Raw genomic sequence first — 12,009 nt, 5'->3', positions numbered from 1 at the left:
CGCTAAGTTCGCGCCGTTCCTTCTTTTCCGGCGGTCCCATGCCCTATTCCGACAGGCTCGTTCCGGCCCTGTATCCCGTCCTGCGCGAGGGATACTCGCTGACACATCTCAAACGCGACGCCCTTGCCGGGCTGACCGTCGCCATCGTCGCCCTGCCCCTGTCGATGGCCATCGCCATTGCCTCGGGCGGGACGCCGGCGATGGGGCTCTACACGGCGATCGTCGGCGGCTTCATGATCTCGGCCCTGGGCGGCTCGCGCTATCAGATCGGCGGGCCGGCGGGCGCGTTCATCGTGCTGGTCGCGGCGACGGTGGCGCAGCACGGGATCGGCGGGATGTTCCTGGCCACCATGCTGGCCGGGGTCATCATGGCCGCTCTCGGGCTTTTGCGGCTGGGCTCGTATATCCGTTTCATCCCCTATCCCGTCACCGTGGGCTTTACGACCGGCATCGGCACGATCATTTTCGCCAGCCAGATCAAGGATCTGCTGGGCCTGACGCTGGACGGCCCCGAGCCCGGCCCGATCCTTGAGAAACTGCCCGCGATCTGGCAGGCGCTGCCCACCGCCAACCCCGTCACCATCGCGCTGGCCGCCGTCACCATCGCGCTGATCCTTGGCCTCAAGCGCGTCGCCCCGCGCCTGCCCGAGCTGCTGATCGCGGTCGTGGTCACGACGCTGGCTGTGGCGCTTCTCGATCTGGACACGCCGACCATCGTGTCGACCTTCGGCGCGGTCCCGGCGATGCTGCCCGCGCCGTCCCTGCCGCCGGTCTCGTGGGAGCTGGTGGTCGCCGTGTTGCCCAATGCGGTGGGCTTTGCGCTCTTGGGTTCCATCGAGGCGCTGTTGTCGGCGGTGGTCGCGGACGGGATGAGCGGGCGGCGCCATTCCTCGAACATGGAGCTGATCGCGCAGGGGGCTGCGAACCTTGCCTCGGGGATGATGGGCGGCATGGTCGCGACCGGCACCATCGCCCGGACCGCGACCAATGTCCGCGCCAATGCGCATTCGCCGGTCGCGGGGATGCTGCATGCGGTCTTCGTCTTGGCCTTCATGATGCTGGCCGCGCCCCTTGTGGGGATGATCCCGCTCGCCGCGCTGGCGGGGGTTCTGGCGACGGTGGCGTGGAACATGATCGAGCGCCACGCCATCGCCACGCTGATCCGCAGTTCGAAAGCCGATGCGGCGGTGCTGGCCGTGACGCTGCTGCTGACCGTGTTCCGCGACCTGACCGAGGCGATCGTCGTCGGTTTCGCGCTGGGATCGGTGCTGTTCATCCACCGTATGAGCAAGGCAGCCGAGGTGGCGACGCTGGAGGGAGACGAGTCCGACACTGCCCCGACCGGGCTGCGCCGCGACGACGAGATCGTCGTCTACCGCATCCGGGGGGCGTTTTTCTTTGGCGCCGCGGCCTCGGTCGGGGCGGTGCTGGAACGGATCGGCGACACCCATCGCGCGATGGTCGTCGATTTCACCGAAGCGGCGATGGTGGATTCCACCGCGATCCACACCATCGCCGGGCTGGTGACAAGCGCGCAGCGGCGGGGTGTTCTGGTCGTGCTGTCCGGCGGCGACGAGGCCTTGCAAGCCGGGCTTCAGGCGCATGGCCTGGCGGCCCCGGGCGTCCCGCACGCCCCCGACATCCAGGCGGGCATCGCGCTGGCCCGCGCGGAACTGACGCGCGACACGGGTGCCGGGCAGATTACGGCCACCACGATGGGCGCGCATTGACGCGGGCGTTGACCTGCGCACGCCCCCGCCCTATGCCTGCGCGCAACCGCGCCGGGTCGGTCTGACGGCCGCGGCGCCCATCTGGCCGAGGTTAGGACATGTCCTGTTGCGCATTCTCCGCTATCCGCGCGCAACGCGGTCCCTTCAGATGCTAGGGGGTCGTCCCCGGCGATCCGGCCAGTCACCCAGCAGCATTTCAGCAAGGTAAGAGAACACGGTTTGGGCAAGGACATTCTGATCGTCGGCGCGGGCCTGTCGGGCGCGGTGATCGGCCGCGAATTGGCCGAGGCGGGACATTCCGTGCGCATTGTCGAGGCGCGCGACCACATCGCCGGCAATTGCCATACCGAGCGCTGCCCCGAAACGGGCGTGATGGTGCATGTCTACGGCCCGCACATCTTCCATACCGACGACACCGGCGTCTGGGACTATGTGAACGCGCATATGCGCTTTCTGCCCTACAAGAACCGGGTCAAGGCGCAAAGCGGCGGGCGGGTCTTTTCCCTGCCGATCAACCTGTTGACGATCAACCAGTTCTTCGGCCAGACCCTGCGTCCGGCCGAGGCCCGCGCCTTTATCGAAGCGCAGGCGGATACCACGATCGAGGATCCGCAGACCTTCGAGGAACAGGCGCTGCGCTTCGTGGGCCCCGCGCTGTACGAGGCGTTCTTCAAGGGCTACACGCAGAAGCAATGGGGCTGCCATCCGCGCGAATTGCCTGCGGCGATCCTCAAGCGCCTGCCCGTGCGCTTCAATTACGACGACGATTACTTCGCCCATCGCCATCAGGGGATGCCCGAAGGCGGCTATACCGAGATGGTGGCAAGCATCCTCGACCATCCGGGGATCGAGGTCGCGCTGAACACCCCCTACGCGCCGGACATGGCCGACGATGCCGATCACGTCTTCTGGTCGGGGCCGCTGGACGCGTATTTCGGGCACGATCTGGGGCGGCTGGGCTATCGCACGCTGGATTTCGAGCGGTTCACCGAACAGGGCGATTACCAGGGCTGCGCGGTGATGAATTATTGCGACGCCGAGGTGCCCTTCACGCGGATCACCGAACACAAGCATTTCGCGCCGTGGGAGACGCATGAAGGCTCGGTGATGTACCGTGAGTTTTCACGCGCCTGCGGACCCGACGACATCCCCTATTACCCGATCCGGCAGGTCGAAGAGAAAACCCTGCTGCGCGATTACGTCACCCGGGCCGAGACGCTGGCCGGCGTGACCTTTGTCGGGCGGCTGGGGACCTATCGCTATCTCGACATGGATGTCACGATCCGCGAGGCGCTGGACACCGCGCGGCACTTCTTGCGGTCTCGGGCCGGGAACAAGGCGATGCCGGCCTTCGTTCATGCGCCGCTGTAGCGCAGCATTTCCAAGACCCTCGCGCCGCACCGCAGCATCGCGACCTATGCGAAAATGCCACGGCATTGGGCAAAAGAATGCCCAAGCCTGACCATGTAGTCCAAATTATGATGCAATATCGGCCGTTTCATGCTCAGATAGGCCTGTTACGGCACCTGACGCGCATCGGTTCGAGTCGCACGATCAATCCCGTTTTGCCGCAGCTGCATTGAAGGTATTTATGCTGACCCGTTTGACCACCCTGTCCCGGCGGACCAAGCAATTGATCCTGCTCTGGCTGGACATCCTGCTGGTTCCCGTCTCGCTTCTGGTGTCGATGGCGGTGTCGTCCAGCACGATCCCCTTCCTGCAGGAAATCCGCGCCGAGCTTCCGGCGATGATCCTGTTGTCGGTCGCGGCGGGGTTCATCTCGGTCTCGCTGGGATTGCCGCGCGTGCAGCTCAAATCCTACGAATTGTCGGCGCTGGGCCGCTCGGCCGCGCTGGGCGGGATGCTGGCCGGGATGCTGGCGATCATGGTGCTGATGGGGCAGTCGAACGTCCAGGCGGGCACGCCCGTCATTCTGGCGCTGATGTATTCGGTCTTCTCGGCCACGTCGCGGCTGGTGCTGCTGCAGATCCTCCTCGCGCTGTACCGCAAGAATGTCGACGAGACCCGCGTGCTGATCTACGGCGCGGGCAAGACCGGCATCCAGCTGGCCATGGCGCTGAAATCGACCGAAGACGTGCGTCTGCTGGGCTTTCTGGACGACAACAGCGTCCTGCACGGCATGACCGTCGCCGGGCAGACCGTGTATCCCGCCCAGCGGATCGAGGCGCTGATCCGGTCGCAGAATGTCGACAAGGTGCTGCTGGCCATGCCGTCGCTCAGCCAGCCCCGTCAGGCGCAGATCGCGCGGCGCGTGGCGAAGATGAAGGTCGAGGTGCAGACGCTCCCCTCGTTCGCGCAGCTGATCGGGCAGGAAGAAATCGTCGACAAGCTGGCGCCGGTGCTGCCCAACCAGGTTCTGGGCCGCAAGCATCTGAAAGACGCGCTGGATGGCGGCTGCACCGCCTATCGCGGGCGCTGCGTGATGATCACCGGCGCGGGCGGTTCGATCGGGTCTGAAATCTGCCGCCAGATCCTCAGCTGCAAGCCCGAGCGGCTGGTCTTGCTGGAACTGACCGAATTCGCGCTGTTCTCCATCGACCGGGAATTGCGCGCCCTGGCCGAGGATACGGGCACCGAGATCGTGCCGATCCTGGGCTCGGTCAACGATGCGCGGCTTGTGGACGCGACGATCCGCGCGCAGGGCGTGCAGGTGATCCTGCATGCCGCCGCCTACAAGCATGTGCCGATGGTCGAAAAGAACCCGCTGGCCGGGATCGCGAACAACGTCTTCGGGACGCAGACCGTGGCCATGGCCGCGCTCGACAACAAGATCGAGCGTTTCGTGCTGGTCTCGACCGACAAGGCGGTGCGTCCGCTGGGCGTGATGGGGGCGACCAAGCGCATGGCCGAGCTGATCGTCGGCGATTGCGCCCGGCGCTCGAAGGAAACCGTGTTCTCGATGGTGCGGTTCGGCAATGTGCTGGGCTCGTCGGGATCGGTCGTGCCGATCTTCTACGATCAGGTCAGCCGCGGCGGGCCCGTCACCGTCACCGACCCCGAGGTCACGCGCTATTTCATGACGATCCAGGAAGCCTGTCGCCTGGTCCTGTGGGCGGGCACGCTGTCCGAGGGCGGCGAGATCTTCGTTCTGGACATGGGCAAGCCCGTGAAGATCGCCGATCTGGCGCGGCAGGTGATCGAAGCGGCCGGGTATTCCGTTCAGGACAAGGACAATCCCGACGGCGATATCGAGGTCATCACCACCGGCCTGCGCGAAGGCGAGAAGCTGCACGAGGAACTGACCGTCAGCCCGCGCCTGTCGCAGACCGCGCATCCCAAGCTGGGCTGCGCGCGCGAGGAATTGCTGACCGAATTCGAAATCGTCCGCGCCCTGCAATCGCTGCGCGGCGCGGTCGAGACGGGCGATGCCGACACCGCCGTCGCCGAGATGATGCACTGGCTGAAGCGCGATCTGGACAACAATTTGCGGCTTGCCGAAAGCCTCGCCCGCGGCTGACGGCCCGGCGATCGGATCAGCAACCGGGGCGCGTCGGGGTCAGAAGATCTCGATGTGATCGGACAGGCCGGCCAGGTCGTCATAGCCGTTCAGGATCACCACGTTCCCGCCGACATCGCTGAAATCCAGCACGACATTGCCCTGATCGTCGAGCGAGCCGAAGCGCTCGACCACCTGCTGCGGGGTCAGATCCCCCAGGCTGAACCAGATCCAGTCGTCGAGCCGGATCAGATCGCCCTCGGCCGGGTCGAAATCCATCACCCGCCCGGTATCGTGATCGCGGAAGAATTCGAACACGTCGGCCCCGGCGCCGCCCCAATAGACGTCGTATCCCGATCCGCCGCGCAGCGTGTCGTTGCCCGATCCGCCGTTCAGGATGTCGTTGCCCGCGCCGCCCGACAACCAGTCGTCGCCGCCCGCGCCCTCCATCGTGTCGTTGCCATCCTGCCCCCAGACGATGTCGTTGTCGCCCCCGGCATGCAGGCGGTCATTGCCGGTGCCGCCCCGCAACTGGTCGGCCCCGGCCCCGCCATCGGCGCGGTCATCGCCATCGCCCAGCCACAGGTTGTCGTTGCCCGCTCCGCCCAAAACGGTGTCGTTGCCGGTCGAGGCGAAAAGCAGGTCGTTGCCGTCGCCCCCGGAAATCATGTCGTTTCCTGCGGCGCCGTAGACCGTGTCGTTGCCGGCATCGCCATAGATCATGTCGTCGCCCAGCCCGGCCCCGATCTTGTCGTGCCCCTCGCCGCCGCGGGCGACGTCATCGCCCGTTCCGCACCAGATCGTGTCCTGCCCTGTCCCGCCCTGCGCTGTGTCGTTGCCGGTCGAAAGACCGATCATGTTCCGCCCGGCGGTAACGCTGACGAAGTCGTTGCCGGCGCCGCCGTAAAGCAGGTCATTGCCCGCCCCGCCATAGAGCGTGTCGTCCCCGTCATTCGCGAAAACGCTGTCGTTCCCGTCCCCGCCCGAGATCGAATCCGCGCCCGCGCCCCCGGCGATGAAATCGTTCCCCAGCCCGCCCAGAAGCGTGTTTTCGCCGTCGATGCCGCGCAACGTGTCGTGGCCGGCGCCGCCGTCGATATGGTCGTCCCCCTGCCCGCCGCTGATCTGGTCGTTGCCGCCGCCGCCCAGCAGCGTGTCGTCGCGCGCGCCGCCCCAGATCGTATCGGCGCCATTGCTTCCCCGCCGCCAGATCCCGGGATTGGACGTGTTGCCGTCATCGATCGGCGTGAAGGGAAAATGGTCCCCCCATGCAAACCCGTCGGGAAAGACGTCCGACAGGCTCAGCGGCTGCCCGTCCGCCGAGTTCAGCACGATCACCACGCCCCGGTAGGAAATCACCGCCCCCGTCCCTGTCACCGTGAAATCCAGCTGCGACACGTCGCGCAGCATCGGCAGGTCGGACAGGTTGAGTATGTCGCTTCCGGCCTGAAAATCCTCGATCGTGGTGGTGCCGCTGCCGTCGCGGATGACGAAGATATCCGCGCCCTCGCCGCCGGTCATCTGCGTGCCGGTCCCGCCCGAGACAAGGATATCGTCCCCGGCGCCGCCCAGAAGCGTGTCGTTCTGCCCCTTGGCCATCAGGATGTCGTTGCGCTGCGTGCCACTCACCGTCTCGGCCGCCCAGCCACTTTCCAGCACGCGGCCCAGATCGGCCAGATCCAGCGTGAAGGTGGTGATCCCCGCCTCGTTCTGCGAGGCCACGAAGATATAGAGCGTGCCGCCATCGACCGTCATCTCGATCGCGCTGACATTGTGCATCGCGGTATCGGCATCATCGCCCAGCGTCAGCACCTCGACCAGCGTTCCGTCGGGCAACAGGCTGAACAGCGTGATCCCGTTATCGGCACCGCCCGCGACGACAAAGACCTGGCCGCCGACCTCGATCACGTCCATGGCCTGCACGCCGCCGATCCTGAGCGCCCCGGTATCGACGACGTGGTCGACGGGTTCCAACTGACCGGTCGCCGTGAGTTCCATCACCGAAACGGACGAGGTATTGGCCGAGGCCAGCACGACGAAGGTCCGCCCGCCCAGCGTGATCGTCTCCATCGCCACCGGCGCGTCGATCCCCAACCCGCGCCCGGCGCCCAGCGAATCCACCTGCACCAGGTCGCCCGTCGCCGGGTCGATCCGGTAGGCCACGACATTGTCGGATTGTGCATTCGCGACGACGACGAAATCGCGCACGCCGATGGTCACGCATTCCAGATCGACCACCTGATCCCCGTCGAACCCGTTGGGGAAGATTCCCCAGGTGCTGCCATCCATCATCACGATGGCCTGCAGGAACGCGTCGCTTCCGGCATCGAAGGCCGCGCGCGCATCGGACCACGACACGTTGTAGAGATAGCCGATATCCCCGTCGTTGCGCAGCCCGTAGGCCATCAGCCCGCTGCCACGCCCGCCCAGCAACATTTCGGGCCCGTCGGCGCCGTCATTGAGGATGATCCGGTCGCTGACCACGCCCCGGATATTGGCCGGGAAGATCACGCTGGTGCTCAGGGTGATGTCACCATTGCCGCCGATCACGTATTCCGAAAGCCCGCCATTGCGCCCGGTCGACGCATAAAGATGCGTGACCCCGTCAATGACCGCGATCTCGAAATCGGTGATCCCCTGATCCAGCAGGTTGGTCCCGGTTTCGATGACCCCTTCCAAATGCAGCCGCATGGCCGAACCCTTTGCAACGCCTGCTTCCGTCATCGCCCGACGGCGTGGCGGTTGCAGGCGCCCGAATGCGGCAAGAATGAGGCAAACAGCTTGGATTTTACGGAACGCCCATACGAATGGCCGCATCGCTTGGCGTTTGACAAACTCCGCCGCCCCGCCTAGCTCTGCGCCGAAATCGGGCCCCGAGGGCCAGCAGCGGGCAGACGACGCGTGACGAAGACAGAACCTGCGGGCACGACATCTCTTTCCGACGCGGTCGCGGTGGGTCCGAACGGGCGGCTCGTCGCGGTGGTCGTGACCTATCAGCGGCTCGATCAGCTCAGAGTGACGCTGCAGGCGCTTCTGGACCAACCCACGCGCGACCTGTCCGCCGTGCTGGTCGTCGACAACGCCTCGCAGGACGGGACGGCGGAATGGCTGGCCGGGCAAAGCGATGCGCGGCTGATCACCCTGACCCTGCCCGAAAACCGCGGCGGCGCGGGCGGCTTCGAGGCCGGGATGCGCCACGCCGTCGAGCATCTGTCACCCGACTGGATCGTCGTCATGGATGACGACGCGCGGCCCGAACCGGGCGCCTTCGCCGCTTTTCAGGCGCTGGACCTGACCGGGTTCGACGGTTTCGCCGCCGCCGTACGCCATCCCGACGGCACCCTGTGCGAGATGAACCGCCCGACCTTCAACCCGTTCTGGCACAAGACGATCCTTGCCCGCACCCTGCTTGGCGGAGGCCGCGGCGCCTTCCATCTGGGGCCCGAGGATTTCGAGATCCCGGGCCTGCGCCGGGTCGATGGCGCGTCCTTCGTCGGCTTCTTTGTCCGCGCCCGCACGGTACGCCAGCGCGGCTATCCCGATCCGGCGCTGTTTCTTTATGGCGACGACGCGATCTACACGATGGGCCTGACCAAGGCGGGCCACGCGATCGGCTTCGATCCCTCGGTCCGCTTCGAGCATGACAGCAGCACCTATTCCAGCGCCGATCCACGCATCCGGCCGCTGTGGAAAGTCTATTACTACCACCGCAACCTGCTGATCCTGTACCGCATCGCCACCGGTCTCTTCTTTGGTCCGGTGCTGCTGCTCTACCTGCCGCGCTGGCTCTTCAGGCTGCGCCACCACAGGGGCGAGCGCGGGACGTTCCTTCGGCTTTTCGGGCTTGCGGTCGCCGATGGCCTGCGCCGGCGCACCGAGCGGTCGCATGACGAGATCCTGCGCCGCGCAGAGGGCCGCAAGCAGAAGCCCGGCACGGAAGGCTAAGGGTCACGCGGCCACGGGTCAGCGACCACGGGTCAGCGGTTGAGCAGGTACAGGTGATGCTTGCGCACCAGCATCAGCCCCAGCACCATCGGGATCATCCCGCAGGCCAGCACGAACGGGATCGAGATATAGCCGGGCGTGTAGGTCGAATAGAACCCTTCGCGCATCAGGCCGGTGATATGCAAAAGCGGGTTGTACCACAGGATTTCCTGCGCGACGGGCGGCAGATCCTCGTACAGGATGATAACCCCCGACACGATCATCAGCGGGCCGGTCATGATGCCCCAGACATTCGACCAGATATCGACGCGTTCGAACAGGTAGCAGTTCAGCGCTCCGATGCCGAAGGACAGGATCCACGCCAGGCAATAGGCCAGGAAGACCGGCTTCCAGTCCATGATCAGGGTCAGGTTCTCGGCGATGATGATCCCGCTCAAGATCAGGATGCTGACCACCAGGTTCACGAAGATGTTCAGGATGAACCGCGCCAGCAAGGCGTGCGGCCACTCAACCCCCGGATAGGACAGCAGCTTGTTGGAATAGCTCAGCGACTTGCCAATCATGTTCGAGGTGGTCTTGAACGCCTGAAACACCAGGATCCCGGTGGCTTTGAACAACAGAAAGCTGGTGCCCAGCGCCGGGTTTCGGGCGATCAGCGAAAAGGCGAAGCCCAGGATGATGATCTGCCCCAAGGGCTGCATGATCGCCCAGATGAACCCGCCCGGCGTGCGACCGAAACGGGTCGTCACCTCGCGCATGACCAAGGCCAGGAGCACGCGCGCGTCGTGATAGGATTGGCGGTGCTGCTTCAGCGGCGCCGGCGGCGCAGCAGGCAAATCCGGGTACGACCCAGCGCTCATCGAGCAGTCCTTTCACTGGTGTTTGCCCGCCGGACTATGTAGAAAACCGGCTGACAAGGCAAACAACACTTGGAGCGCTCCGTGGGCACCAACAATCCCGGCCAGCAACGGCCGAACGGGAGCTCTGACGCCGAGCAGAGAGGCCAAAGACGCGCCGCACGCCGCGCCCAGCAAGCCGGCGGGGGCACGGAGGATGCGATGGTGCGGCCGGTCGTCGGACGCGCCACGATCCGCCGCCGGCACAGCGCGCTGTTCCTGTCGCTGGTCGTGATCGTCTTCGCGCCGCTTCTGATCATCGCGACCTACCTCTATGTCTTCGCGCAGGACCAGTATGCCTCGAATACCGGGTTCACCGTGCGCAGCGACGAAACGAGCTCGGCTTCGGAACTGGTGGGCGGGCTTAGCTCCATCGTCGGCGGCAGCTCGTCGTCGAATACCGATGTTCTCTATGCCTTCATCCATAGCCAGCAGATGGTCGAACGGGCGCAGGAAGCACTGGATATCCGCGCGCATTACTCGCAGAACTGGAGCATCGACCCGGTCTTCTCGATCTGGCCTGACGCCACGGTCGAAGACCTGATGTCGTTCTGGGAACGCGTCGTCATCGTCTCTTATGACCAGAGCTCGGGGCTGATGGACGTCCAAGTGCGCGCCAACACCGCCGAGTTCGCCCAGCAGGTCGCCGAAGAGATCGTCGCCGAGAGCGAAGCGATGATCAACGCGCTCAACGCCCAGTCGCGCCGCGACAGCATCGCCAATGCGCAGCAGGATCTGGAAAACGCGCTCGAGCGGCTGCGCACCGCGCGTGAAGAGTTGGCCAGCTTCCGCGCCCGGACCCAGATCGTCGATCCGCAAGCCGATATCGCCGGCCGAATGGGCGTGATCAACGGGCTGCAAACCACGCTGGCTGAATCGCTGGTCGAATACGACCTGCTGCTGCAGACCACGGCCGAGAACGATCCCCGCGTGCGTCAGGCCGAGCGCCGGATCGAGGTGATCCGCGAGCGGATCTCGGAAGAGCGCCGCAACTTCGCCACGCAGGACGTGACGGTCTTCGATACCGATTATCCGCGCCTGATCGCGCAGTTCGAATCGCTGATGGTCAACCAGGAATTCGCCGAGCGCACCTATACCGCCGCGCTGGAAGCACTGGATGTCGCGCGCTCGAATGCCGACCGGCAGAGTCTGTATCTGGCCACCTATGTCCGTCCCACCCTGGCCCAGCGCGCCGAATATCCCCAGCGCAGCACCCTGATCCTGCTTTTCGGGTTCTTCCTGCTTCTGGCCTGGGGGGCCTTTACGCTGGTCTTCTACAGTCTTCGGGACCGCGGCTGACGCGAGACGCACGATGATCCAGTTCGAGAATCTGTCCAAGGGGTTCTGGATCCGCCGGCAATACCAGCCGGTGATCCGCAACCTGAACCTGACCCTGCCCAGCGGCAAGTCGATGGCTTTGCTGGGCGGGAACGGCGCGGGCAAGTCCACGCTTCTGGAACTGATCGCGGGCACCATGGCGCCCGACCGCGGACGCATCATCAGCGACGGCACGATTTCCTGGCCGGTCGGGTTCGGCGGCAGTTTCCACCGCGACCTGACCGGCGCGCAGAACACCCGTTTCCTGGCCCGCGTCTACGGCGTCGACACCGAGGAACTGGCCGATTTCGTTCAGGATTTCGCCGAGATCGGCAAACACTTCTACATGCCGATCCGGACCTATTCGTCGGGGATGCGCTCGCGGCTGACCTTCGGCATCTCGATGGGGATCCATTTCGACACCTACCTGGTGGACGAGGTGACCGCGGTCGGCGACCAGCGCTTCCGACGCAAGAGCCAGTTGCTGTTCCGGGACCGGATGCAGCGTTCCAGCGCTATTCTCGTCAATCACAACCTCAACGAACTGCGCGCCTTCTGCGATTCCGCTCTGGTCTTGCACGAAGGCCGTTTGCGGTATTTCGAGGATCTCGACGAAGCCATCAAACACCACGAGCAACTGCTCGCCTGAGTTTCTGGAGTTCCT

At 65.3% G+C, this 12,009-nt stretch carries 8 protein-coding genes; 6 read left to right on the top strand and 2 right to left on the bottom strand.

Translation table 11 applies throughout. From position 1 onward, the window contains the following. The first annotated feature begins 38 nt into the window (after positions 1 to 38). From C4N9_RS15035 to C4N9_RS15025, 3 genes are all read left to right on the top strand, one after another. Positions 39 to 1,730, top strand: coding sequence for a SulP family inorganic anion transporter (locus tag C4N9_RS15035; protein WP_109534165.1), 1,692 nt, complete (start codon positions 39 to 41; stop codon positions 1,728 to 1,730). A gap of 219 nt (positions 1,731 to 1,949) precedes the next feature. Continuing rightward, the gene (gene glf / locus C4N9_RS15030) at positions 1,950 to 3,101 is read left to right on the top strand and encodes a UDP-galactopyranose mutase (RefSeq protein ID WP_109534164.1); all 1,152 of its coding nucleotides are present in this window, start codon (positions 1,950 to 1,952) and stop codon (positions 3,099 to 3,101) included. Positions 3,102 to 3,321: 220 nt separating this feature from the next. After that, positions 3,322 to 5,208 (top strand): polysaccharide biosynthesis protein, encoded by a 1,887-nt coding sequence (locus C4N9_RS15025; protein ID WP_109534163.1) that lies wholly within the window; start codon positions 3,322 to 3,324, stop codon positions 5,206 to 5,208. A 39-nt stretch (positions 5,209 to 5,247) separates the two neighbouring features. Here the strand turns inward: C4N9_RS15025 and C4N9_RS15020 are convergent, their stop codons facing one another. Continuing rightward, positions 5,248 to 7,878 (bottom strand): calcium-binding protein, encoded by a 2,631-nt coding sequence (locus C4N9_RS15020; RefSeq protein ID WP_168192248.1) that lies wholly within the window; start codon positions 7,876 to 7,878, stop codon positions 5,248 to 5,250. Between the two features lie 210 nt (positions 7,879 to 8,088). On the opposite strand from C4N9_RS15020, the gene C4N9_RS15015 reads away from it, so the two are divergent. Continuing rightward, the gene (locus tag C4N9_RS15015; RefSeq protein WP_245902578.1) at positions 8,089 to 9,132 is read left to right on the top strand and encodes a glycosyltransferase; all 1,044 of its coding nucleotides are present in this window, start codon (positions 8,089 to 8,091) and stop codon (positions 9,130 to 9,132) included. Between the two features lie 32 nt (positions 9,133 to 9,164). Here C4N9_RS15015 and C4N9_RS15010 read toward each other — a convergent pair whose 3' ends face one another. Then, positions 9,165 to 9,992 carry an ABC transporter permease gene (locus tag C4N9_RS15010; protein WP_109534161.1) on the bottom strand — a complete coding sequence of 276 codons (828 nt, stop codon included), beginning with the start codon at positions 9,990 to 9,992 and terminating at the stop codon, positions 9,165 to 9,167. Between the two features lie 198 nt (positions 9,993 to 10,190). Between C4N9_RS15010 and C4N9_RS15005 the strand changes: the two genes are divergently transcribed. Together C4N9_RS15005 and C4N9_RS15000 are read left to right on the top strand one after the other, a co-directional pair. Beyond that, on the top strand, positions 10,191 to 11,327 hold the full coding sequence (locus C4N9_RS15005) for a KpsE/RkpR family capsule polysaccharide export protein (RefSeq protein WP_109534160.1): 1,137 nt from the start codon (positions 10,191 to 10,193) through the stop codon (positions 11,325 to 11,327). 13 nt (positions 11,328 to 11,340) lie between these two features. After that, positions 11,341 to 11,994 carry an ABC transporter ATP-binding protein gene (locus C4N9_RS15000; protein WP_109534159.1) on the top strand — a complete coding sequence of 218 codons (654 nt, stop codon included), beginning with the start codon at positions 11,341 to 11,343 and terminating at the stop codon, positions 11,992 to 11,994. Positions 11,995 to 12,009: the final 15 nt, after the last annotated feature.

This window comes from Pararhodobacter marinus (genome assembly GCF_003122215.1).
In the GTDB taxonomy this organism is placed as follows: Bacteria; Pseudomonadota; Alphaproteobacteria; order Rhodobacterales; family Rhodobacteraceae; genus Pararhodobacter; species Pararhodobacter marinus.
The sequence above is the reverse complement of the archived record's forward strand: the minus strand, read 5'-3'. Positions and strand labels throughout refer to the sequence as shown.

Excerpts from the sequence above, each read along its gene's own strand:
- C4N9_RS15035 (WP_109534165.1), top strand. The coding sequence starts at position 39 with ATGCCCTATTCCGACAGGCTCGTTCCGGCCCTGTATCCCGTCCTGCGC.
- C4N9_RS15025 (WP_109534163.1), top strand. The coding sequence starts at position 3,322 with ATGCTGACCCGTTTGACCACCCTGTCCCGGCGGACCAAGCAATTGATC.
- C4N9_RS15020 (WP_168192248.1), bottom strand. The coding sequence starts at position 7,878 with ATGCGGCTGCATTTGGAAGGGGTCATCGAAACCGGGACCAACCTGCTG.
- C4N9_RS15010 (WP_109534161.1), bottom strand. The coding sequence starts at position 9,992 with ATGAGCGCTGGGTCGTACCCGGATTTGCCTGCTGCGCCGCCGGCGCCG.
- C4N9_RS15005 (WP_109534160.1), top strand. The coding sequence starts at position 10,191 with ATGGTGCGGCCGGTCGTCGGACGCGCCACGATCCGCCGCCGGCACAGC.
- C4N9_RS15000 (WP_109534159.1), top strand. The coding sequence starts at position 11,341 with ATGATCCAGTTCGAGAATCTGTCCAAGGGGTTCTGGATCCGCCGGCAA.